Annotated in this window: 23 protein-coding genes; 11 read left to right on the top strand and 12 right to left on the bottom strand. The window is 43.3% G+C overall.

The window, feature by feature from the left end; genetic code table 11:
* Positions 1 to 62: 62 nt before the first annotated feature.
* On the bottom strand, positions 63 to 1,115 hold the full coding sequence (gene lpxD, locus Q0541_RS31590) for a UDP-3-O-(3-hydroxymyristoyl)glucosamine N-acyltransferase (protein WP_298920433.1): 1,053 nt from the start codon (positions 1,113 to 1,115) through the stop codon (positions 63 to 65).
* A gap of 342 nt (positions 1,116 to 1,457) precedes the next feature.
* Between lpxD and Q0541_RS31595 the strand changes: the two genes are divergently transcribed.
* On the top strand, positions 1,458 to 2,471 hold the full coding sequence (locus Q0541_RS31595) for an MBL fold metallo-hydrolase (RefSeq protein WP_298920435.1): 1,014 nt from the start codon (positions 1,458 to 1,460) through the stop codon (positions 2,469 to 2,471).
* Between the two features lie 104 nt (positions 2,472 to 2,575).
* Here the strand turns inward: Q0541_RS31595 and Q0541_RS31600 are convergent, their stop codons facing one another.
* The 3 genes from Q0541_RS31600 to Q0541_RS31610 all read right to left on the bottom strand — a co-directional run bounded on the left by Q0541_RS31600 (position 2,576) and on the right by Q0541_RS31610 (position 4,412).
* Positions 2,576 to 3,826, bottom strand: a complete 1,251-nt coding sequence (locus Q0541_RS31600) for an NAD(P)/FAD-dependent oxidoreductase (protein ID WP_298920437.1) — start codon at positions 3,824 to 3,826, stop codon at positions 2,576 to 2,578.
* 49 nt (positions 3,827 to 3,875) lie between these two features.
* The gene (rd, locus tag Q0541_RS31605) at positions 3,876 to 4,037 is read right to left on the bottom strand and encodes a rubredoxin (protein ID WP_298920440.1); all 162 of its coding nucleotides are present in this window, start codon (positions 4,035 to 4,037) and stop codon (positions 3,876 to 3,878) included.
* A gap of 180 nt (positions 4,038 to 4,217) precedes the next feature.
* Positions 4,218 to 4,412 (bottom strand): hypothetical protein, encoded by a 195-nt coding sequence (locus Q0541_RS31610; protein WP_273768556.1) that lies wholly within the window; start codon positions 4,410 to 4,412, stop codon positions 4,218 to 4,220.
* 420 nt (positions 4,413 to 4,832) lie between these two features.
* On the opposite strand from Q0541_RS31610, the gene Q0541_RS31615 reads away from it, so the two are divergent.
* Positions 4,833 to 5,393, top strand: a complete 561-nt coding sequence (locus Q0541_RS31615; protein ID WP_298920443.1) for an SRPBCC family protein — start codon at positions 4,833 to 4,835, stop codon at positions 5,391 to 5,393.
* 75 nt (positions 5,394 to 5,468) lie between these two features.
* Here the strand turns inward: Q0541_RS31615 and clpB are convergent, their stop codons facing one another.
* Positions 5,469 to 8,087: an ATP-dependent chaperone ClpB gene (gene clpB, locus Q0541_RS31620; protein WP_298920445.1), complete on the bottom strand. Its 2,619-nt coding sequence runs from the start codon at positions 8,085 to 8,087 to the stop codon at positions 5,469 to 5,471.
* A 506-nt stretch (positions 8,088 to 8,593) separates the two neighbouring features.
* Here clpB and Q0541_RS31625 point away from each other — a divergent pair.
* Together Q0541_RS31625 and Q0541_RS31630 are read left to right on the top strand one after the other, a co-directional pair.
* Entirely contained in the window at positions 8,594 to 8,968 is a 375-nt protein-coding gene (locus tag Q0541_RS31625) for a hypothetical protein (RefSeq protein ID WP_273768550.1), read from the top strand.
* Positions 8,969 to 9,030: 62 nt separating this feature from the next.
* Entirely contained in the window at positions 9,031 to 9,285 is a 255-nt protein-coding gene (locus Q0541_RS31630; protein ID WP_298920450.1) for a TIGR02450 family Trp-rich protein, read from the top strand.
* Between the two features lie 225 nt (positions 9,286 to 9,510).
* Here the strand turns inward: Q0541_RS31630 and Q0541_RS31635 are convergent, their stop codons facing one another.
* Positions 9,511 to 9,642 (bottom strand): hypothetical protein, encoded by a 132-nt coding sequence (locus tag Q0541_RS31635; protein WP_298920453.1) that lies wholly within the window; start codon positions 9,640 to 9,642, stop codon positions 9,511 to 9,513.
* Positions 9,643 to 10,025: 383 nt separating this feature from the next.
* On the opposite strand from Q0541_RS31635, the gene bchL reads away from it, so the two are divergent.
* The 3 genes from bchL to Q0541_RS31650 all read left to right on the top strand — a co-directional run bounded on the left by bchL (position 10,026) and on the right by Q0541_RS31650 (position 13,293).
* Complete coding sequence (gene bchL / locus Q0541_RS31640) at positions 10,026 to 10,892, top strand: ferredoxin:protochlorophyllide reductase (ATP-dependent) iron-sulfur ATP-binding protein (protein WP_298920455.1); 867 nt, start codon at positions 10,026 to 10,028, stop codon at positions 10,890 to 10,892.
* Positions 10,893 to 10,924: 32 nt separating this feature from the next.
* Complete coding sequence (locus tag Q0541_RS31645; RefSeq protein WP_298920456.1) at positions 10,925 to 11,713, top strand: DUF5331 domain-containing protein; 789 nt, start codon at positions 10,925 to 10,927, stop codon at positions 11,711 to 11,713.
* A 176-nt stretch (positions 11,714 to 11,889) separates the two neighbouring features.
* Entirely contained in the window at positions 11,890 to 13,293 is a 1,404-nt protein-coding gene (locus Q0541_RS31650) for a ferredoxin:protochlorophyllide reductase (ATP-dependent) subunit N (protein WP_298920459.1), read from the top strand.
* Between the two features lie 496 nt (positions 13,294 to 13,789).
* On the opposite strand, the gene Q0541_RS31655 is transcribed toward Q0541_RS31650, so the two are convergent.
* Positions 13,790 to 15,070 carry a hypothetical protein gene (locus Q0541_RS31655; protein ID WP_298920462.1) on the bottom strand — a complete coding sequence of 427 codons (1,281 nt, stop codon included), beginning with the start codon at positions 15,068 to 15,070 and terminating at the stop codon, positions 13,790 to 13,792.
* 223 nt (positions 15,071 to 15,293) lie between these two features.
* On the opposite strand from Q0541_RS31655, the gene Q0541_RS31660 reads away from it, so the two are divergent.
* Entirely contained in the window at positions 15,294 to 15,920 is a 627-nt protein-coding gene (locus Q0541_RS31660; protein ID WP_298920465.1) for a retropepsin-like domain-containing protein, read from the top strand.
* A gap of 4 nt (positions 15,921 to 15,924) precedes the next feature.
* Here the strand turns inward: Q0541_RS31660 and Q0541_RS31665 are convergent, their stop codons facing one another.
* Positions 15,925 to 16,809 (bottom strand): LysR family transcriptional regulator, encoded by an 885-nt coding sequence (locus tag Q0541_RS31665; protein WP_298920467.1) that lies wholly within the window; start codon positions 16,807 to 16,809, stop codon positions 15,925 to 15,927.
* 103 nt (positions 16,810 to 16,912) lie between these two features.
* Between Q0541_RS31665 and Q0541_RS31670 the strand changes: the two genes are divergently transcribed.
* Positions 16,913 to 17,674: a methyltransferase domain-containing protein gene (locus tag Q0541_RS31670; protein ID WP_298920470.1), complete on the top strand. Its 762-nt coding sequence runs from the start codon at positions 16,913 to 16,915 to the stop codon at positions 17,672 to 17,674.
* Positions 17,675 to 17,690: 16 nt separating this feature from the next.
* Here the strand turns inward: Q0541_RS31670 and Q0541_RS31675 are convergent, their stop codons facing one another.
* The 4 genes from Q0541_RS31675 to Q0541_RS31690 all read right to left on the bottom strand — a co-directional run bounded on the left by Q0541_RS31675 (position 17,691) and on the right by Q0541_RS31690 (position 21,794).
* Positions 17,691 to 18,431: an amino acid ABC transporter ATP-binding protein gene (locus Q0541_RS31675; RefSeq protein ID WP_298920472.1), complete on the bottom strand. Its 741-nt coding sequence runs from the start codon at positions 18,429 to 18,431 to the stop codon at positions 17,691 to 17,693.
* 47 nt (positions 18,432 to 18,478) lie between these two features.
* Positions 18,479 to 19,630 (bottom strand): amino acid ABC transporter permease, encoded by a 1,152-nt coding sequence (locus Q0541_RS31680; RefSeq protein WP_298920474.1) that lies wholly within the window; start codon positions 19,628 to 19,630, stop codon positions 18,479 to 18,481.
* A 118-nt stretch (positions 19,631 to 19,748) separates the two neighbouring features.
* A complete protein-coding gene (locus Q0541_RS31685) occupies positions 19,749 to 20,675 on the bottom strand; it encodes an ABC transporter permease subunit (protein ID WP_298920476.1) in 927 nt (308 codons plus the stop codon).
* Positions 20,676 to 20,714: 39 nt separating this feature from the next.
* Positions 20,715 to 21,794, bottom strand: a complete 1,080-nt coding sequence (locus tag Q0541_RS31690) for a transporter substrate-binding domain-containing protein (RefSeq protein ID WP_298920484.1) — start codon at positions 21,792 to 21,794, stop codon at positions 20,715 to 20,717.
* 663 nt (positions 21,795 to 22,457) lie between these two features.
* Between Q0541_RS31690 and Q0541_RS31695 the strand changes: the two genes are divergently transcribed.
* Both Q0541_RS31695 and Q0541_RS31700 read left to right on the top strand, forming a co-directional pair.
* A complete protein-coding gene (locus Q0541_RS31695; RefSeq protein ID WP_298920479.1) occupies positions 22,458 to 23,015 on the top strand; it encodes a hypothetical protein in 558 nt (185 codons plus the stop codon).
* Positions 23,016 to 23,092: 77 nt separating this feature from the next.
* A complete protein-coding gene (locus tag Q0541_RS31700; protein WP_298920482.1) occupies positions 23,093 to 23,737 on the top strand; it encodes a DUF3318 domain-containing protein in 645 nt (214 codons plus the stop codon).
* Positions 23,738 to 23,995 lie beyond the last annotated feature (258 nt).

The raw sequence follows: 23,995 nt of genomic DNA on the forward strand, positions 1-23,995 counted from the left end.
GGGTTTTTTCTTTTCATACCGAAAGAACTACAGTTTTCAAGGTGGACGCAGTTTAGCTTTTATTATTCATTGCTATTTTTTAATTTACGTTGCAATTGTTTTAGCGATTGATACATATCTGGCAGGCGACCATAAACAGCAGATACCTTGAGATATAGTTTGTAAGGAAGGGCTGGAGTTCCGCAGACAACTTCTCCTGGTGCAACATCGTTGTGAATTCCAGTTTGAGCAGATGTCATTGCCCCATCTCCCATCTTCACTTGATTAACTATTCCTGTTTGTCCAGCTAAAATAACGCGATTTCCCAGTTGAACACCTCCCGCCATGCCAACCTGACCTGCGATCGCACAGCCAGAACCAATTTTGCAACCGTGACCTATTTGCACTAAACTATCAATTACTGTATTGCGACCTACCCGTGTTTCTCCAACAGATGGGCGGTCAATGCCACTGTTGCAGCCAACTTCTACGCCATCTTCTAAGACTGTATAGCCGGATTGTTCCATTTTGAACCAACCAGTTCGGGTAGGAACAAAACCAAAGCCTTCTGCACCGATGACAGCACCACTGTGAATGACGCAATCTGCACCGATGTGGGTGCGTTCGTGGATGGTGCAATTGGCGTGTAAGGTGGTGCGATCGCCTATTTTAACATCTGGATAAATCACCACATTCGGATGAATGATTGCGCCATTGCCAATTTCTACCCCTTGTTGAATCACAGCATGGGGGCCAATATAAACATCGCTACCAACTTTTGCGGTGGAGTGAATCACAGCGGTGGGATGAATTTCTGGGACGGGGCGATATGGTTGGTAAAAAAGTGCGATCGCTTTGGCAAATAATAATCGCGGATCTGGGGTCGCTAACCAGACAAGACCGTTCTCCTGTGCAAGCGCCTGTAATTTTTCGTCCTGGGGCAAAATTAAAGCACTAGCATTAGTCTTGCCGATAAAAGACCCAAATTTTGCACCTTCTACGTAACTGAGAGTACCATTGCTAGCTTCATCAATGGCTGCTACCCCTGTAATTTCTGGGTCATGGTCTGGGTTGCTAGTCAGGCTATGATTGGTGGGCGCGTCACCAAATTGGCGGAGGATTTCGCTGAATTTCATTGTTGGGTGTGTTCAAAATTGATCTACAATTACAAAATAATTTTCCCTCTTTATGATCCAATACAGTAATTTTGTAGACACGTAGCGGTGATCTGGCGTGTTGGTGAGGCTAATCAGACCGTTCCAAACTTCGCTTCAGGTTAGAGTACTTCAGTGACATTCTTCTGTTGATGGCTCTCTTTGTAAAGATAAGCCGATTTTTCGCTGAATCTTGTTTCAATAGCGTCTTGAGTCGTTGATTATCTCCAGTGGCGATCGTTTCACCATAATGATGAAGTTGAAAAAGCTGCCAATAACACAAATGCCAATCGTTCACCAGATACTAAAAAAATAAATTACAAATTGGAGAAATTATTGATGAGGAAATTCAGGCAATTGATCCTGATGCTGTTTATTTTTTGTTTCATTATTGGCTCGGTAGCAATGTCCGCCTCTGCAATGTCCGCCTCTACTGAAGTTCCGGCAAAGGTAATGAAGCAGGCTCCCGGTTTCTATCGAGGGCAATTAGGCGATTTCGAGGTGACGGTGTTATCGGATGGCACAGCACCCCGTCATCTCGATCAGATCCTCAGCGATCCTCGTATAGTTTACGACGAGCTAACTGCCGACCACGAGGTAGAGCCGGTGGAGTTATCCATCAATGCTTACCTGATCAACACTGGAGCGCATTTAGTGCTGGTAGATACCGGAGCCGGTGAATTGTTTGGGTCTTCAAACGGATTGTTGCTGGCTAACATAGTGGCTGCCGGCTATCGTGCAGATCAGGTAGATACGATCTTGCTGACCCACATCCATGCCGACCACTCTGGAGGCCTGTCGATCGCTGGCAAGCGGCAGTTTCCCAATGCTACGGTCTATGTGGATGGTCAGGATGTCGCCTACTGGCTAAGTAAAAAGGAGGAACTAAAAGCACCGATATCCGCCCGCAAAACCTTTGAGCAATCGCAGACCACTGTCAATCCTTACGTGGAAGCCAAGCGGCTAGTAGAAATCAAGCCAGGCTTGGAGCTAGTTCCCGGTTTTATCGCGCGTAGTGCGCCAGGACACACTCCAGGTCATACAGCGTATCTGGTAGAGAGTCGAGGTCATAAGCTGTTTCTCTGGGGCGATACGATCCACTCTGCAAAAGTGCAGTTCAGCCACCCTCAAGTAACAGTGCAGTACGACGTGAAGCCTGACGAAGCTGCCCAGACTCGCGAACAACTGCTCGACTTCGCGGCGAAAAACGGCGTGCTTGTGGGTTCAGATCACATATCATTCCCTGGCCTTGGTCACGTTAGAAAAGTGGGCAATGGCTATCGCTGGATACCCATTCCATACACTGCCCACGTTACTGAGCTTGATCCAAAGCCGTGACCGCAAGCCATATAGTACAAGTGCTGGGATTGACAATTTTGATAAGTTTGTAGTGGGTGGCTCTAGCTCTCATCTAAGCACTAAAGTGCTGACTACAAACTCTCTTAAGCTGTCATAATCCCTGTAGTGGAAGTTGCCATTGCTACCCCTGCTAAATACCCGGTTGTCCAAGCACTTTGGAAGTTAAACCCACCGGTGACGCCATCAATATCTAAGACTTCTCCGGCAAAATAAAGACCAGGAACTAACCTACTTTCCATCGTCTTGAAGTTGACTTCTTTGAGGTGGACGCCGCCACAGGTAACAAATTCTTCTTTGAAGGCTCCTTTACCGTTAGTTAAGTATTGTCCCTGAGTAAGTTCTTGCACCAGTTGATTTAAGGTTTTACTAGATATTTCTGCCCAACGGTCTTCTGTAGTAATCCCTGCACGGGCGATGATATATTGCCAGAGACGATGGGGTAGATCAACGCCGCGATGCAATGCGATCGCTTTCTTTCCCCATTCATCCTTAACTGCTAAAACTTTTTCTCGCACTTGTTCTTGGCGCAAATCGGGCAGCCAATTAATCAATAATCTGGCTTGATAGCGGCTTTCGTGCAGAACTCTCGCACCCCAAGCAGAAAGCTTCAGAATTGCGGGGCCACTCAAACCCCAGTGGGTAATTAGTAATGGCCCAGTTTGTTCTAATTGGGATTTTCCGCCCACAGATAACCGCAATTGGGCAGGGTTAACGCTAACTCCAGCTAACTCCCTCAACTTTTGATCGACAATGTTGAAGGTAAATAACGAGGGTACTGGCGGTTCAATTTGATGACCTAACTCCTGGACAATTTTATAACCCGCAAGGCTGCTGCCGGTCGCAAGAAGTAGGCGATCGCATTTAATCGGATCTCCCGACTTCAGAAAAATATCAAACCCCCCATTTGCTGCGGTCACCGAAGTTACAGGTGTACCAATACGGAGTTTTACCCCAGATGTTGCCACCGCTTTAATCAGACATTCCACAATAGTTTCTGAAGTATTGGTGACAGGAAACATCCGGCCATCAGCTTCAGTTTTGAGATAGACTCCACCAGCAGCAAACCAAGCTACTGTATCTTGAGGGCCAAAACGAGTCAAAGCACCTCGTAAAGCTTTTGCCCCTCTGGGGTAATTTTGGACTAACTCCTCAGGGTCAAAGCAAGCGTGAGTGACGTTGCAGCGGCCGCCACCAGAAATTAGCACTTTCGCTAGAGGTTGGCGACTGGCTTCGAGTAAAGTAACTTCGGCATCAGGATTGGCTTTAGCACAAGCGATCGCGCCAAAAAATCCCGCTGCCCCACCCCCAATAACTACGATTCGTAACGGTAGCAAGTTCTAAAATTTCTCTATAGCACGTACTTTACTAGGTTAGCCGTTATCTTCACTCTTCAGGTTCAAATTGGTCTTTTGTGACACCGCAAACTGGACATGACCAATCATCTGGTATATCTTCAAAGGCTGTTCCCGGTGCTATGTCGCTATCTGGATCGCCTTGTTCTGGGTCATATTCATAGCCGCAAACATTACATATATACTTTGCCATGTTCGTTTCCTCTAGTAAATTGTTGCCCTTGCTTCCCTATTAAATCCTTTTGGCAGTGTGTCAAAATAGGCACGCTACAATTCTTAAGAGGAGACTAGGGCATGAAAATCATCAAATAAAGGCGTGTACCCTTGGGGGAAATTTCCCAGATTATCCCAGCTATCCTCAAGAGAAATCAGATTAAATACGCCACCATCTCCTTTGGGCGTAACTGATAATCGCGATCGCGATCGCCCCTAGTAGTAGTAGCCAAATAATTCCACCTGGAATAAAAGTGAGAATACCAAAGCCTCTTAGTACCCAGACAGCTACACTAATGCCAAGAAGAATACCAAAAATCTGGATTAATCTACGATTTAAAGAAGATTGACTCACCTAGTTTTCCTCTCAACTTAACAGAGATTACACTTGATATTCATAAGAAGATATGAACTTACGATGAATTTGCAGTTTCATCAGAAATAACACGTAAAAATAGAGAGATACTATCCAAACGCTGGGGTAAGCTGCTTGATATTAGGTTGTATTTGTGCCATTCTAGCTGTTAACAACGCAGTTTTTCATCTCCAAATATTGCTCTGATAAAATTAACTTAAGTATTAATTGTGTTAATTGTGATAAGAACTACAGTTTTTACAGTAAAGTGACTGAAATAATTACTGAAAATTCACTATTTATGGAAAACATAGGCATTAAACTGGAACTAAAATTTAGTGGGTTGGATCTAAATCAAGTTTTATAGCTTGTAGTTTCAACTCCGTTAGGTGGATGAGTTGAGGAGTAACTAAAATCATTATGTCTGCATCTTCTTATATATCAGACTCAATTATTGCAGGTTCAGATATGGCTTGGAGTCAAGACAAGCAAAGGTTACTGGTACAGGGTGAAATTTTGGTAGAAACGCGATCGCACAAGATGTGGGGTGGCGCTGTCACAGCCTGGATGTATTTGCCGATGGTGCGATCGCAAGTTTGGCAGCAATTAACTGATTATCCCCGGTGGGTGCAATATTTTCCCGACATCACTAAAAGCGAAGTCATATACAGAGGTGAAGTGAAGCATCTGTATCAAGCAGCACAAAAAGCCTTTTTCTTTTTCACCGCTCAAGTTGAAATTTACCTCAACGTCATGGAAGTGCTGGGGCAGCAAATTCAATTTCGCATGGAAAAAGGGACTTTTGAGGACTTTCACGCCAATTTAGAACTAAAAGATTGTGGTAATGGCACAATACTTGCTTATACTGTGCAAGCTACACCTCTTATACCGATTCCATCAATTTTTATTCAACAAGCAATGAACTTAGAGTTGCCTGCAAATATGCGTAAAATGCGACAAGTGCTTTGTAAGAATCAGTAAAAGCAATGTCACAAAAAAACGCAAAGACGCATTTATTTAACTTTGCGTCTTTGCGGGAGGTTATTACTTACTGAATTAGCTAGTAAATACCTCAACAGGTAGGCGACTAAAAGAAAGACGCTCATTTTGCACATCTACAAAAATGGTGTTGCCGTCGTTGAATTCGCCGCGCAAGATGGCTTTGGCAATTTGAGTTTCTAACTCCCGCTGAATCGCCCGCTTCAGTGGACGCGCCCCATATACGGGGTCATAGCCTACTTCTGCTAAAAAGTCAAGTGCAACATCCGAGAGCTTGAGGGATATTTTGCGATCGCTCAATCTTTGCCGCAATCTTTCCACTTGCAACAGCACAATTTGCCGCAATTCCTTCTTATCTAAACCGTGGAAGATGATGATTTCGTCAATCCGGTTCAGGAACTCTGGACGGAAGCTATTCCGCATCGCCTCCATGACTCGACGGCGCATTTCGTCGTAGTGGGCGTTATCCCCGGCAACATCAAGAATGTACTGGGAACCGATGTTGCTGGTCATGATGATAATAGCGTTCTTAAAGTCCACTTTATGACCTTGGGCATCAGTGACGCGACCATCATCGAGAATTTGCAAGAAGATATTGAAGACATCGGGGTGTGCTTTCTCGATTTCGTCGAAGAGAATCACTGAGTAAGGACGCCGCCGAATCGCTTCTGTAAGTTGTCCGCCTTCTTCGTAACCCACGTATCCTGGAGGCGCACCAATTAAGCGAGAAACGGCGTGTTTCTCCATGTACTCAGACATATCGATTCGCACCAGCGCATCTTCGCTATCGAACATATACGCCGCCAGCGCTTTCGCCAACTCGGTTTTACCCACACCCGTAGGCCCAAGAAAAATAAAGCTAGCGATGGGACGATTCGGATCAGCCAGTCCAGCCCGCGATCGCTGAATTGCATCTGCTACCGCTGTGACTGCTTCTTCTTGTCCAATCACGCGCCGGTGTAGTTCATCTTCTAAATGCAGCAGTTTCTCTTTCTCTGATTCCACCAACTTGCTGATCGGAATTCCTGTCCATTTAGAAATAATTTCGGCAATATCAGTTTCTGTTACTTCTTCCCGTAATAGTGATTTACCACTTCTTTGAGTGTTTGCCAATTCAGTTTCTACTGCTTCCAATTGGCGATGCAAACTGGTTAAAGTGCCGTATTTCAACTCCGCAGCGCGGTTAAGGTCGTAGTCGCGTTCTGCTTGCTGAATCTCTAAGTTGACCTGTTCAATCTCTTTTTTAACGGACTGAATTTTGTCAATGATATCTTTTTCTGATTGCCATTGACTATTCAGGGTTCTTTGTTCTTCTTTGAGATCGGCAATTTCTTTTTCCAGTCTTCCTAGACGTTCACGAGAAGCGGCATCACTTTCTTTTTGCAGCGAAAGCTTCTCCATTTCCAATTGCAGAATTTTGCGGTCAATTTCGTCGAGTTCTTCTGGTTTGGAGGTAATCTCCATTTTCAGTCTAGCGGCGGCTTCGTCTACCAAGTCAATTGCTTTATCTGGTAAGAAGCGATCGCTAATATATCGACTCGACAATACGGCTGCTGCAACTAAAGCACTATCAGAAATCTTCACCCCGTGGTGGTTTTCATAACGTTCTCTCAACCCGCGCAAAATCGAAATACTATCTTCTACACTAGGCTGATCGACATAAACTTGTTGGAAGCGTCTTTCCAGTGCGGCATCTTTTTCGATATGTTTGCGGTATTCATCCAGAGTTGTCGCCCCAATACAGCGCAATTCGCCCCGCGCCAACATTGGTTTTAACAAGTTACTAGCATCCATCGCCCCTTGGGTTGCCCCAGCGCCGACAACGGTGTGAATTTCATCAATAAATAAAACAATCTTGCCGCTAGATTCAGTAACTTCTTTTAATACTGCTTTCAAGCGTTCTTCAAATTCACCCCGGAATTTTGCCCCCGCAATCAAAGCACCCATATCTAAAGCGATTAGCTTGCAGTCTTTGAGGGATTGGGGTACATCACCTGCAATAATGCGCTGTGCTAATCCTTCGGCGATAGCAGTTTTACCAACACCCGGTTCACCAATTAGAACAGGGTTATTTTTGGTACGGCGAGATAGAATTTGCACAGTGCGGCGAATCTCATCATCTCGCCCAATCACTGGATCGAGTTGACCTTTACGCGCGGCTTCTGTAAGGTCACGCCCGTATTTTTCCAGTGCTTCGTATTTGCCTTCTGGATTTTGATCGGTCACTTTTTGACTCCCACGAATTTGTTTAATAATATTTTTGAGTTTGCCTTCGTCTAAACCAAACTCTTGGAATAAACCTTTGCCAAAGCGGTCATCTTTAGCGTAAGCCAGCAATAAAGGTTCAATAGAAATATATTCATCTTGAAACTCCTTGCGATATCCGTCTGCCCGATCTAGAAGTGCATCGAAGCTGCGTCCCAAGTAAACAGAAGTGCTGCTACCGGATACTTTCGGCTGACGTTGGAAAAATTGTTCAGTGTAATCGCGCAGTTTTTGAAGGTTAACATCTGCCTTGGTGAGAATCCTAGTTGCTAGACCATCTTGTTCTAGCAACGCTTTCATCAGGTGTTCACTTTCTATCTGCTGTTGTTGATATTGTTTAACAATATCCTGACTATGGGCGATCGCTTCCCAGGCTTTTTCTGTAAATTGGTTAGGATTAGTAGGTTGCATAGGCTTTTTCAGGAATGTAGAGGTGCAGTGGCTTGTCGCAGCGAAAAGTCTGAGCGGCAGTTCCCGCCGTTGGCGCAGCCCACCGCAGGCATCTGTTAGCGTTAGCGTTCGCGCAGCGTCTCTAAGAGTTGCGGTAGCGATAGCGCAGCGTTAGCGACGTAGGAGCGTCGGAACGAGCGTCCGCAGGAGCGTCACTTTTCAAGACAGGCTACCACTAGAACACCAAGTAAAGAAAATTTTTGTTCTCATTTATAGATATTGTATGAACAGCAGAGCGATCGCCTAGATCGGTGTTCACGTCTTGTAAAAGTCGTATTTTCCCGTAGTCCCGATTTCCCATTTATTGTTGTGCTGTAGGACTACGGAAACAAACTCAAGCGAATCCATAAATCTAAATGCGTACACCAAGCATGATGTATTAAACTTCTTCTACCTTGCCCCCGCTATTCTCCTCCTACCCACACACAGAGTTACCATAATCCCAGGTCGCCTAGTGGATGATGAAAATGATTGACCCCTACGACTTTGAAGATGATGACTTTGACTTTGAGGATGAAGATTTCTTGAAAATGAAACCCATCAGCCAAATGACTGAAGGGGAAAAGCTACAGCGATTTAAGCGGTTCTTTGACAGCAGCAGCCGTGCTATGTTGCAAGACTGTCTATTTCGCATCGTCAATTACGAAGATGGTATGGGCACGTTAGAAATTCTTTGCCCTAATGAAGTTGTAAGACAACGCCTTTCTAAGAAAAAGCGCAAAATTACCAATAACATCAACACCTGCTGGAGCCATATCAGATGGTTTTCGCTATGCGTCCAGCAAGATAGTGAGTTGCATTGTCATAAGTTTACCCGTAATGGTGATTTGGTTACATCTTAGCCGTAGGAGTGAGGGAGCAGGAGGTAGAAGAATAACAATGCCCAATACCCAATAAATAACAAATGATTAAAAAACCGAAATTTCCTTACTTAGTTGGTTCTAAGTGGACAGCACAGCAAAAAGTAGACGGTTGGCGGCACTTCCAAGTTGTCAACCGGAAAAATCAGGCTAAGTGGGTTTACGCCGAAATGGTTGCTGCTTGTGATCCTAAAGTCCGTTTCTGGATAAATGCCAAATTATTACAAGATAACTCCCAGTGGCAAGCCGGCTGGCAAACATTACAGGAAATTCAAGAACTTGAAACTGAGGTGTCCTAATTTGCCTCGTTCCCAGTCACTGACTGGGAATGCCCATTAGTAGGCTGCCACTTCCTTCACTGGCGGCAGCAGATCAATAACATGCATTTCTAAGTACGACCGATAAACAAGGTTTTAATCAGCACATCTGAAATATTTTAATAATCTTAGACAATATTTGGCAATTTAATAATTATTTACAAAATCAGACTAACTTACTTTCAAGCAGCAATTAAAGGGTCTTAGCTACCGACCGAAAACTGCCAAATTATCTGCGATACCTTTCCTGCGGAACGCTACGCGTAGCAAGATCCCCGTAGGGGTACGGTGAGCTACGCTAATCCAAATTGCAGTAGTATTTCCAGCATTGGTCTGCATATAACTCTGCTTACCCTTGATGCTGCATCCCAATGCCCTGAAAACACGTTGTAATACCATCAGCTAATTCTATGAAAAGCATTCAAAAAAGCCAATTTCAGTTTTTTTATTTTGTAACTATTTTTATAAAAATAAATAATAAAAACTATTTATTAAGGGTTTTTAAAGCTAATTTAGGCTTTTAAGTTCATAAAAATCCAAATAAGCATAATTAAGCTCTAATTCATTAAAAAAGACCGTTTTACAAATTAAGAGCCACTTTCTTTTCTATGTAATTTGCACAATAATGACATTCACAGACGTCAGGCATCGCCATCTCAGGACAGGTGAAGGCAAATGTTTGAGCCACAAGTTTGACAAAAAGCTATAAGAGGCAAACAACAGTGAAACTAGCAGTCTACGGAAAAGGTGGTATCGGTAAATCCACAACTAGCTGTAACATATCAGTCGCCCTAGCTAAACGTGGCAAGAAAGTGCTGCAAATTGGCTGCGACCCCAAACATGACAGTACCTTCACCCTGACTGGGTTTTTGATTCCCACAATTATTGACACCCTCCAAGAAAAGGACTATCACTACGAGGATGTCTGGCCGGAAGATGTGATTTATAAAGGCTACGGTGGTGTTGATTGCGTAGAAGCTGGTGGACCACCTGCGGGTGCTGGATGCGGTGGCTACGTAGTTGGCGAAACCGTAAAATTACTTAAGGAACTTAACGCCTTTGATGAGTACGATGTAATTCTCTTTGACGTTCTGGGTGACGTAGTTTGCGGTGGTTTTGCAGCACCACTCAACTATGCAGATTACTGCCTGATTGTTACAGACAACGGCTTTGATGCTTTGTTTGCAGCTAATCGGATTGCTGCTTCAGTCCGCGAAAAAGCACGAACTCACCCACTGCGTCTAGCTGGGTTGATTGGCAATCGCACCTCTAAGCGCGACTTGATTGAAAAATATATAGAAGCTGTGCCAATGCCAGTTCTAGAAGTTTTACCTTTGATTGAAGATATCCGTGTTTCCCGTGTGAAAGGTAAGACTTTGTTTGAGATGGCAGAGCAAGATCCTTCCCTGGACTACGTTTGCGACTACTATCTCAACATCGCTGACCAAATTCTGGCGCGTCCCGAAGGTGTTGTACCTAACGACACACCAGATCGTGAGTTGTTCTCTTTGTTGTCTGATTTTTATCTAAATCCGGGTAAACCCCAGGTTCCTAATTCACAAGAGGAACTAGACTTGATGATTGTATAAATCACCAAGTTCTCAGGATGGGGGACAATAATATGGCTTTCTTTCACAGCTTTACAGATTCAATAAAGCAAAAGTGGTTGCAATTTTTCCAGAATAATCGGGACTGGATTACCCTGCACATGGAAGTGGAATCAGTGTACACCCCTGATGGTGGGAAGCGACCACCTTCTTACCTCATCCTGGGAGTTCTTAACGCCCTAGAGCCAAAGCTAGCGCAGTTAATGTTGCCCTTTGCCAAACTTAATCCTGACGCCGATACCCTGATTGAGGTGCTGGATTTGCATTTTGACCCAGATTTTGCTCTTGGTAACCGCTTCCTCATTAACCCAGAACCGGAAAAATACGTAGAAGAAGCAGCAGTTGTCATTGAGAAAAAGCCTGAAGATGAAACATTGACACATTCTCATACAAACGGCTTTGGGTCGGTGGCGGTAGTTCAAGAGTTGGTAACCCTGGATTCCGATGAACAAAGCCTGGGAATCAGCGAGTTGGATGAAACCGAAAATGGCTTTGGCGATATTTCCTTATCCAACGGACAGGACTCAAAAGCTGAGTCTCTCCAAACCTCTAGTTTAGAAGCAGATGAGTTTGGGGAAATTAGCTTCGATACAACACCTGCAATCGAACTAAAGCTGGATGACGACCAGGCGCTTGAAGATAGTCCACTAGATGAGAATGCGTTTAAAGACGTGTTGTCAGATGTCTGGAGTGATGAAACAGCCTTGCAAAAGACTAAAGAAAATAACGATTTTTTAGGGGAAGAACTGCCAGCAGGCGTTTTTGATGAATCAGAAATTGCCCGTCTCTTCCCCAATGCTTAATTATTGCCGTTCCTCACAATTTTAAGTTTTAGATTCGGGATTTGGAATTAGAAATTAGGGAAATTGTCGTCAGACAAAGGATACTTTTGTTGTCCCAGTCTTCAATCCAAAATCGTCAATCTAAAATCTAAAATTGGTTGACCTGCCATTAAATATCAAGGGGAGAAAAAACCAAAATGACTGTCGCTCAACAACCAGAAGCTTTAAACTTTGAATGTGAAACTGGGAATTACCATACCTTTTGCCCAATTAGCTGCGTGGCGTGGTTATACCAAAAAATTGAAGATAGCTTCTTTTTGGTGATTGGGACAAAAACTTGTGGCTACTTCTTGCAAAACGCGATGGGGGTGATGATTTTTGCTGAACCCCGCTATGCAATGGCAGAGTTGGAAGAGGGCGATATTTCGGCACAGCTGAATGATTATGAAGAGTTAAAGCGGTTGTGCTTGCAGATTAAACGCGATCGCAATCCTAGTGTAATTGTCTGGATTGGCACTTGCACCACCGAAATTATCAAAACAGATTTGGAAGGTTTGGCACCGAAGCTAGAATCCGAAATCGGTATTCCCATCGTTGTAGCGCGGGCAAATGGTCTAGATTACGCCTTCACCCAAGGGGAAGACACTGTATTAGCAGCAATGGCTAACCGTTGTCCTGATAAGGCTCCTGTGGCGGAAACAGAGAAAAGTGAACGCAATGCGATCGCTAAATTGCTCAACTTCGGTAAGAAGAAAGAAGATGTCGCCCAAGATGAATCTGAGTACGTAGCTCATCCACCACTGGTTCTCTTTGGCTCCCTTCCCGACCCCGTAGTTACTCAGTTAACCTTGGAACTGAAGAAACAAGGTGTCAAAGTTTCCGGCTGGCTACCCGCGAAACGCTTCACTGAACTGCCAGTACTGGAAGAAGGTTATTATGTCGCTGGTGTCAACCCCTTCCTCAGCCGCACAGCTACTACCTTAATGCGCCGCCGTAAGTGTAAACTGATTGGCGCACCCTTCCCTATTGGCCCCGATGGTACCCGCGCTTGGATTGAGAAAATCTGCTCGGTGTTCGGTATTACTCCCAAGGGTTTAGATGAACGGGAAGCCCAAATTTGGGCAGGCTTGGAAGATTATGTGAAACTGATTCGCGGTAAGTCTGTATTCTTCATGGGTGATAATTTGCTGGAAGTTTCCCAAGCAAGATTTTTAATCCGGTGTGGGATGACTGTTCACGAAATCGGCATTCCCTACATGGATAAGCGCTATCAAGCTGCTGAGTTGGCATTGTTAGAGAAAACATGTCAGGAAATGAATTCACCCCTGCCAAGGATTGTGGAGAAGCCGGATAATTACAATCAACTTCAGCGAATTTATGCGTTGAAACCAGATTTGGTAATTACTGGTATGGCTCATGCTAACCCGTTGGAAGCACGCGGTATTAATACAAAGTGGTCTGTGGAGTTCACTTTTGCTCAAATTCATGGCTTTACCAATGCGCGTGACATGTTAGAGTTGGTGACTCGTCCGTTGCGTCGGAATAATAATTTGAAAGATTTGGGTTGGGATAAGTTGGTGAGAGAAGAAGCGAAGATTTAGATTTGGGTTTGGATTGAGTAACAGCATAACACCATGTTAGGGGCGAACTTTTAGGTTCGTCCTTTTTTTACGTAGACGCGCAGCGGCTTGCCATTATCCATGAATAGAGGGAGAGGGGCTTGACAAAAGGACGCCACTAACGTCGCACTAAATATTTAACAAGTATCTTTTTTTACTTCTATTATTAAAAAAGGAGTTAACAGCGATCGCTTCTATTGCTGTTAATTAACTGCCGCTTTTTGATCAATGTATACGGTTAGTTGCACCATACTAGCACTATTGTATAAATCTACCAATTTCCTAACTGCGCTGCTGGCTCGGCGCTTTCCTTATTTGACTATCTTTTCATATTTAAAGACTTAATTCATTACCTTTGCCCTGGCTTGCTTTACTCAGTATTGCCAATTTGAGTTGTGGTTTGTGCAATAAATAGCGATCGCTCTTTTTAACAAACCGCCAAGACGCCAAGTACGCCAAGAAAAAGAGAGAACTTAATTCAGATGCAAGGCTGGAAATCTAAAGGTTTGGATGGAATGATATACATCAATTCTGTGCCGTCTGGTTTAATTTCTGTAGATGGAGTTAATTTAAGCCAGTCATGAAAGCTGATTCCTAGTTGGGATATTGCTTGTACTTCGGTTTGGTAAGATTCAAAGCGGCGATCGGTTTCAATCATTGATTCCATTACTGCCAAAGTTTTAGGAAGACGTGCGTAAATCTGTGGTTTAGGATCATCCCAAATTGCTTTTCCTACCCAATCTACTTTGGAATCCCAAATTGCTGCTGGTATTGATTCTACCCATTTATTAGGGTCTTTAGCCAACATGAATAGATTCATCCGTTGCATATCAAAGACTGCATTTTCATCCAAAGTTGGGTCAAGCCATTGGTAAATTCGGGTTAGCCTCCGCAAATCAATCTGACCTCTGAACTGAGGCTGTAAGTATACTGCTGGGTTAAAAGTAAGCAGAAGCTTAACATATTTCTGAATACGAGAACGAATAGCTATTGACCCTTCTTGAAAGCGGCGAAGTGCTGTATGGTGTTCTTCTAATTCTAAATAGCAACGTGCTTCAGCTAGGTAAGCTAAAGATAAAGTCAGCAGATATTCATCAGCAATTTGGCTTTTTTGCTCAATTTCGATATCAGCATAGTCAGTGTAAATATGTTCTGCTTCTAAAAAGCGGTTAATAGCTTGTAGTGCGCTGCTTCTGCGATTTTCAGGTTTAGTCATAGTAAAGGCATTAATTGCCAATTCGATTGCAGCACGAAAATTAGCATAGAAACTAAGGTCTATTTTCCGGTTAACTTTTTTCAATAGTTCCTCTGCTTGTTTGAGGCGTTGTTCTAGCTCCTTGAGGCGCTGTGCTATTACAGCAAAGCCTATCACTGACACACCAAGATTAAGTACACTGGCAGCAGTAGTTACCTGCAAAATTCCCTGAGTTAGTTGCAAACTTTGCCCAATTTGTCCTATCTGATTTTCAATACTACCTAAACGCCCATTAATATTAGCTAATCCTTTTCCTGTAACAGCTGCATTAGCCCCTGAAGCAGTGAGATTTGCCCCATAGAAAATAAGGTTGAGTAAATTGTTAGGAGAAGTAGTTGAGGTTGGCACTTCATGATTATTTGATTCCTGCTCCCGTAACCAACTGACGACTTGTTTTGTGGCTACATCTCGAATTACACCCCCAACTCGTTCAAAAGTTCCATCTGCCAATCCTTTGGCAATCCAATCAGTAAGCATAAAGGTTACTGTCACTGGTAAACTCATAATCTTCTCCTAGTTGCTAAAACTTCATCAGCGCGATGTCTGGTAGCCAGTCGCTTCGATTCTGCACAGCAAATACCCGCGCTTTACTCAGTATTCCCAATTTGAGTTGTAGTTTATGCAATAGCGATCGCTCTTTTTAATCAGAAGATGCAGAGCGATCGCAGATACAATCATAAGTGAAAGGCAATCTGGTAGAAAATGCCTGAAATTGTCACCAAAATCTATGAATAAAACACCCTCTCCCAATGAAAGTCAGCAAATGCTGAAGTGGCTAAACCAGAATCGCAAAATGTTATTAGATTTATATAAAAATCAATATATTGCTTACAATGCTAATGGCTTAATCGCTCATAGTGAGAATTTGCATGAAGTTATAGAATTGGCAGAAGCATCAAAGCAGATATTTGCAATTTACTTAGTTCCACGTCGTAGTGCTTCTATCCAAATTCTACCAATTCGCTTTCGTACAGTTACTCGGCATGACTGGCAACCAAATTATCATGTAAAACTTAAGCATAGAGATATAGAAATATCTGCAACGATGTTAGTAGACTCTGGTGCTGAATTAAGTTTAATTTCCTTCAAAGTCGGTCAAGATTTAGGCTATGCTTTGGCTGATGCAGAATCAAAATTATTAGCAGAAACCATCGGCGGAAGAGTTGAGTATGTTTTACGTAATGTTGAAATGACAATTGATGAACACAGTTTTATTGCTGCTGTGGCATGGTTACAAACCAATACAGGTGGAGAGCAATTACTTCTAGGAAGAGAAGTTGTATTTGATAAGTTTAATATTGAGTTTAGGCAAGCTGATGAACAAATTATTTTTACATGGCGTGGAGATAATTAATCAGTTAACCACAGACACTTCTCACAACTTGCAGAAATTCGCGTAAAACAGGCGTCATATCTTCTTCTCGCCACACTATAGCCGTTTCTACTAATGGTGTTTTCTCCTCTACAGCACGATACACCACACCAGCCCTTTGAAGATTTTGCAATGAAGATGGGGCGATCGCAATTCCCATTCCTGCTGAAACTAACCCAATAATTGTCTGCATCTGAATCGCTTCTTGAGTCACTTTAGGGCTGAAATTTCCTTGCTGACAAAAACTCACGATTTGGTCGTAAAGCCCGGGCCCCAAATGGCGAGGGAACATGATAAAGTTTTCGTTTACTAGCGATCGCACTGAAATCTTTTCTTGTTCAGCTAAAACATGAGTTTCCAACATAGCCACAATTAAAGCTTCTTGCTGAATGCACTCTTGATTGAGTGTGTCGTCTTCTAAGGGTGGATGGGCAAAACCTACATGAATGCGGCGATCGTGTAGCGCTTGCTCTTGCTGAGTTGTGGTTAATTCCTGCAAAATCAACTCTACTTCTGGAAACTGTTCTCGGAACCGCCGCAAAATTACAGGAAGCAAATCATAAGTTACCAAACTGGTAAACCCAATTCGCAGTAGTCCCTTTTCACCTCTTCCCGTTTTTTGGGTTAGCTCAATTGCTTTTTCTAGTTGAGCCAAAAGTTGATAAGCTTCTTGCAAAAAAACTTGCCCAGCTTCGGTTAGCTGTACCTGTCGCTTGGTTTTGCGCTGAAACAGTTCTACCCCCAATTGCGCCTCTAGCTGTTGAATTTGCTGGCTTAAGGGCGGTTGGGCGATGTGCAGTCGCTCGGCGGCTCTACTGAAGTGCAGTTCCTCAGCGACAGCAATAAAATAGCGCAGATGTCGCAGTTCCATTTTTTTGATATTTTATAAGTTTCAATTTTATTTAAATATATATTGGACATCTGAAAATTCCCTGCTTATGATACTCGTACAGATATTACAAGGAGTCAGAGCAATGCAGGAAAAGTATACTCCAGGCTATTCGAGTAATGCGACGAATTTCATGGCAAAACGCAGCTTAGATACTCATGGTGCGTTTTTCAAGCCTTATTTACGTCCAGGGATGAAATTGTTAGATTGTGGCTGCGGGCCTGGGACGATCGCTTTGGGTTTAGCAAAAGCAATTTTCCCTGGTATGCTTACGGGTATTGATCGCGAACCTTCTCAAATCCAGATAGCTGCTGAGAGTGCTTTTACCCAAGGTGTCAGTAATGCTGATTTTCTGGAGGGGAATATTTATGCTTTACCCTTCCCAGATAACTCGTTTGATGCAATCTTCTCCCATGCGTTGTTTGAACACCTCCAAGAACCAGCGCAGGCGTTGCGAGAACTGTGGCGAGTTTTGAAACCGGGGGGAATTGTTGGGCTTCGTAGTCCTGACTGGGGCGGGTTTTTGATTGCGCCGTCTACACCAGAACTGGAAAAAGCATTTTCTTATTACAAGTGGCTCCAGCAGCAAAATTCTGGTAATCCTTACGTAGGTAGAGAGTTACGCGCCCTGCTGCGCCAAAGTGGGTTTACTGATATCAAAGCTTCGGCTTCTTATCAATGTTATGAGCCGCTGAGTGAAGCTACAGAATATTTGGCGCTGCTAATTGAGGCTTCTGCAAAGGTGGATGGAGCTACAGCAATGAGTAGTGCTTTACGGGAATGGAGTCAGCACCCAGATGGATTTTTTGCTCAAGCTTGGTGTGAAGTTGTGGGATGGAAAGGTTAGATTAATCAAAGATTTTCTAAAGAATTTGTGACAAAAATTTGCGTGTTCTTTCTTCTTTGGGATTGCTGAAAAATGCGTCAGGGGTAGCTGACTCGACGAGGGAACCGCTATCCATTAAAATAACTCGGTCGGCGACTTCACGAGCAAATCCAACTTCGTGGGTGACGACTACCATTGTCATCCCATCACGGGCGAGATTTCGCATTACATCCAAAACTTCTCGTACCATTTCTGGATCTAAGGCTGAGGTGGGTTCGTCAAACAGCATAATTTTGGGTTGCATGGCTAAAGCACGTGCGATCGCTACTCGTTGCTGTTGTCCACCAGATAACTGTCCTGGATATTTTTGCGCCTGTTCTAAAATTCCTACTCTTTCTAGTAGTTGCATTGCTAATTCTTCGGCTTTTGCCTTTGGCGATCGCCGTACCCAAATTGGTGCTAAAGAGATATTTTGCAATACTGTGAGATGAGGAAATAAATTGAATTGCTGAAATACCATCCCCACTTCTCGGCGAATCATTTCAATATTTCGCAAGTCATGACTTAGGGTAATACCGTCGATTTCAATTTTTCCCTTTTGATATTCTTCTAAAGCGTTAAATGTGCGGATAAAGGTAGATTTTCCTGAACCAGATGGCCCCATCAACACTACTACTTCTCCACGATTGACTGTCAAGCTCACACCCTGAAGAACGTGGAACTTTCCATACCACTTGTGAACATCTTCAGCAACAATTATCTGTTGTATATCTGACATATTATTTCAAGTCCGAATAATAAATATTATTTTCTAATAACTAATGACTAATGATTCAACTGTCTCTCTAACCGCCGAGAAGCCAACGACATTGAGTAACAAAATATCCAATAAATTAATCCAATAAACAGATAAACTTCTGCATAGCGACCGAGAAACTGTGGTTGTGCCAATATGGAACGAGCAATACCTGTAAGTTCCACTAATCCCACTAAAGATAAGAGTGAAGTATCTTTAAATAAGCCGATAAACTGACCAACGATCGCAGGGATAACGCTACGTAAGGCTTGAGGTAGAACAATTAATATCACTACCAAAGGTGTATTTAATCCTAGTGCTTTCGCAGCTTCAATTTGTCCGCGAGGAATTGATTGGAGTCCACCACGCACGTTTTCTGCCATGTAAGCGGCACTAAATAGTACTAGTCCAGCAATTGCTCGTAGTACCCGATCCAAACGCACATCTCCTGACAGAAATAACGGCAGCATTACTTGAGCTAGGAACAAAATTCCAATCAGTGGGACTCCCCTAACAATTTCAATGTACAGGATAGAAAACCAACGGACTACGGGTAAATTGCTTGTGCGCCCTAAAGCTAGTAAAACCCCAATGGGAAAGGAAAGCACAATACTGACTGCTGCCATTAGTAGGGTCAGTAGCAAACCGTTCCACAAATTTGTAGATACAGGTTGCAATCCAAATCCCCCGCCAATTAGCCATAAAATTATCAGGAAAGACAATAACCATAATAGGGAAAGCCAAGGAGTTAGTACCTTAGTAAACTTTTCTCCAACCCAAAAACCTACAAATAGCAAAACTGCAATTAACAATAAGCAAAGCCGGGATGCAAAGTCCAGTGGTAAAACAACTAACAAAACGCCGATGATGAAAGCAAACAAAGTAATTCTACGTTTTGTTAACTGTTGCTTGCCAAAGAATACACCCCCAGTTATAGCGCCTAAAGTCGAAGCGATCGCCAGTACAATCCAAGTTCGCCAATATAGCGTTTGCGGAAATCTACCAACTAAAAATAAACGTAAATTAACCTGAATTACCGCCCATTGTGCTTGAGTAGTTGCCCAAGTTAGAACTCCTCGTACTACCCAAAACAGCAACACCAGACAGACAACAGTTAACAAGCTGTTGTACCAAGTAATGAATAGGTTTTTACGTAGCCAAGTTAATTTGTCATTTGTCATTGGTCATTTGTCAATTGTAAAGACTCATACTTCAACCTTAGAAATTTAACTTCCGAGTTCAGAGGCTCAAATCTCAACTTAAACTGCTTCTTTATCCCCCTCATCTCCCCCATCCCCCTTATCTTTCTTTAATTTGCACGCTGCGATTGAATAAATTCATAACTATAGAGATGGTCAAACTCAAGGTGAGATAGGTGAGTATAATCAGTAATATTACTTCAACGGCTTTCCCCGTTTGGTTGAAGGTGGTGGAGGCAACAAAATAAATATCAGGGTAGCCGATCGCGATCGCTAAACTGGTATTCTTCGTCAAATTGAGATATTGACTCGTCAATGGTGGAATGATTACCCGCAAGGCTTGGGGAAAAATCACCAGCCGCATAACTAACCCTGGTTTTAATCCTAGCGATCGCGCCGCTTCCCACTGTCCCTTAGCTACTGATTGAATCCCACCTCGGACAATTTCAGCGATAAACGCACCTGTGTAAAAAGTTAATCCCAACAGCAAAGTTGAAAACTCTGGTGATAGAGTAAACCAAGGGAACTGTAAGCCATTTTGACTAACGCCAATAAAACCCCAAAGGGATATCTTATTTTCTGTTTTGGGAAAACTTAGGAAAACAGCAAAGTACCAAAATAGCAATTGCAGCAGTAAGGGGGTATTGCGGAAAACCTCCACGTAAACCATCGTAATATTCCGCACTAGCCAGTTATCAGAAAGTCGGGCAACCCCAGCACCTACCCCGACAATTGTTGTGAGAAAAATTCCTGCAACCGCCACCCGCAAGGAGTTGATTAACCCCACCCACAAAGCATGACTGTAGGTGTCAGTAGGTTTGTAGGTAATCAGCGTCTCGCCAATATCAAAAGATGCTTGTTGCTTAAGAAAATCAAAACCAAACTGAATACCCAATTGCTGCAAATTGCGGTTGAGATTGCCCCACAGTATTACTACTACAACTGCTGCTAAAAATACGGCAATGAGTTGTAAGGTAATGCGCCAAAAACGATTATCACGCCATATAGGCGGTTTTGAATTAGTCATTAGTTATTTATGCTCTCCCCTCTACCCCTCTGCCCTCTTCTACCGGAATGGCGGAGAATAAAGCAGTCCGCCTTTGCTCCAGAGTTGATTTTGACCACGAGCTAGATTAAGTTTTGTCTTGGGGCCGAGGTTGCGATCGTAAATCTCAGCATAGTTGCCAACGTGCTTGACTATCCTGGCTGCAAAGTCGTTAGTTAAGCCGAGTCCTTCACCAAGGTTGCCTTCTGTACCCAAAAAGCGTTTAATATCTGGATCAGTACTAGTGGCGAACTGACCTACATTCTGGGAAGTAATACCCAATTCTTCAGCTTTTACCAGGGAATAAACCACCCACTTAACAGCATCACCCCACTTAGCATCTCCTTTGGCAACTGCTGGTGCAAGGGGTTCTGAAGAGATCACTTCCTCAAGAATCACGTTATCTTCTGGTTTAGGTAGAATCGTACCTCGCGAAACCAAAGCTGAACGGTCAGCCGTAATGCCGTCGCAACGACCTTCAGCATAGGTAGCAAAGGTAACATTAACATCTTCAAAAACAACGGATTTGTAAGTGATGCCCCTTTTTCGCATTTGGTCTGCTAAGTTCTGTTCAGTAGTAGTTCCAGTTTGAACGCAGATGGCTTTATTTTTAAGGTCTGCTAAGGACTTAATGTTGCTATTTTTGCGAACCATTATGGCTTGTCCATCGTAAAAGACCACAGGTGCAAATTCCAGACCGACTGTGGTTCCGCGGCTAAGTGTCCAGGTAGTATTACGGCTGAGAATGTCTACTTCCCCAGTTTGCAAAGCTGTAAACCGCTCTTTGGAATTGAGATTGCGAAATTCTACTGCATCTGGGTTATCAAATAAAGCTGCGGCGATCGCGCGACAGACATCCACATCAATGCCGCTATATTTACCATCAGTTCCCACAAAGCTAAACCCTGGCACTTCGCCACTGACACCGCAAATTACTTGACCACGGCTTTTAACACTAGCCCAGCGATTTCGATTTACTTGTGTTGCTGGAGTACTGCCTGGAGGGTTGGATGTATTTGCTGTTTTACCTGACTCTCCACCACAAGCAGCGATCGCAAAGACTAAAGGTGCGATCGCTAGAATTAAAGCTGATTTACGCATAAACTTCATTGATACTAGACCATCAAAAATGTATTGCTCATTACAATCATTCCGTGAAAACAATTTGTTGCTTGTAATATAAAACTCTACCAGCCTTTGTGCTATATTCATTTGCCTTTGAAAGTGGTAGTTTAAGTTTTTACTTATATTTTCAAAAGCCTTAGATGCTAAATGCAAATTATCTGAACTCGGCTTGAGCTTCCAAGTTGTATTTAACATGCTTCCACCATGCTTGAGATAGCAATGCATTTATTAAATCTCGAAGATAATATTAAATTTTTAGAAAATTAGTTCTATATCCTTCACTGGATAAAATTTATAAAAACGCAATTAGCGCTTCTTTAATAATGAGCAAGAGTCTTTCATAAAATATCATTCACCGCGCAGAATGATCATCTGTTTTTCCTATCTCCAATGCCCCATGCCCAATACAACTCTTGGAGAGGCTGGCGCTTAGGGCGTAGCTATGCCGCAGGCTTTACGACACTGCTCAGGACAAGCTCAGTACAAGTGCCCCATGCCCAATTTCCCATGCCCAATGCCTAATTCCCTAATTGCATACTTCTATCTGATTAGAAGTAGCCACACCAACCTAAACAACTACTGCTAGCAGGTTAAACTAGGTCTGGTAACAGCTGCTCCACCGTTCCTTAAGAGGCTTTTATGGGAGCTAACCTCAAACAAATTGCCAACTATTTAGACAACCTTGGTTGGGACTACCGTTTTGATGATGAAGAAGACCGAATTATAACAGGTGTGGAAGCTGATAACCTAGAAGATTTTCTGATAGTTGTCCAGTTGGATGAAGAAGGAAAATTTTTCAGGGTATTTGCTCCTCAAGTTCTGGCAGGAATCCAAGACCATCCTCACAAGGGAGCTATCCTACAGACAATGCTTGCCATTTCCTGGGAAACCAAAATGTTGCAATGGGAGTATGACCCATCTGATGGCGAAATCCGTGCGATTATTGAGTTTCCTCTAGAAGACTCGATTCTCACAGAAAAGCAATTTCACCGTTGTCTAAGTGGGTTAATTCAGATTGTGGATGGCATAGCAGCACCTCGCCTGAAGGAAGTTATGGACACAGGTCTTGATCCGGGGAATATTGAACTTGGGGAAAGACTGTTACTCAGTATCCAGGAAGAAGCCCCAGGATTACTAGATTTGCTAGAAAAGGCAATGGAAGCGCGAAAAAAGCGAGGAAGTTTTAAGGACGACTGAGACGGATCATCACTTAAATAGCTATACTCCAAAGTGATACCCTCACTATATACTGAAATTTTCTGGGGCTGGATATTATGACATCCTATGCAACCTCCTCTGCCAAAGCGGAAATGAGTGAACTCCGGCGGTTGAAAGGCTTACTACCGCCAGAATTACAGAGCTGGGTCACGGTTGAAGGCACAACTGAGGTCAATCCACCCCTGGTTCGCTGCGAAGAAATTGGTAAAGACCAGGTAGAAATTCAAATTGACTTGGTGAAATGGGATGCCCTCGCAATGGATCAGCGTAATCTGTTGTTCTGGCATGAAGTTGCTCGTGTTCAAAATGACACAATTCCTAAAGATGGTTGGGAAATGGCAGCACTAGCCATCGGTTTAGGTGGTGCTGTAGGCGAATTGTGGGTACAAGATGGATTGCTATTGGTGTTAGCTTTGTCGCTTTGTGGCGTGTCAGGGTGGCGACTGTACCAAAAGAATAGTGGTGAAAAGCAACTAAGAGAATTGCTAAATGCTGATGAAAAAGCGATCGCCTTAGCAACTCGTTTTGGTTATAGCCTCCCCAATGCCTACAAAAGTCTAGGTAGCGCCTTAAAAACCCTGATTGATAATACTCCTAGTAAGCGCCAACGGTCGAAATACGAAGCAAGACTCTCTGCCCTCAAACGCAGTGCCAATAAGGCAAAAGGTAAATCCAAAACTCCAGATGAGGGCGCACTGTAGAAACCAGAAAGTAGGTTGGGTGGGTATTGCCCACCCCACAAAATACCTAAATCAACATGAGTTCGAGAAACCTCTCTCTGCCTTAAATCTTTAGTTCAAGTCTTTCTCTCTCCGACTCCCAGAGGGACGGTTTTACTGCGTAAAACCTCTTAAAGGTCTTTTGATTAGAAGATAACTAGATTGCTTATTGAGGGGGCTGCTGCCGGGAGCATCCCAATTGTGCAAAAATAAAGAAAGGAAAATCATTCGCGAGATTTC

The organism is uncultured Nostoc sp. (assembly GCF_937863485.1).
In the GTDB taxonomy this organism is placed as follows: Bacteria; Cyanobacteriota; Cyanobacteriia; order Cyanobacteriales; family Nostocaceae; genus Nostoc.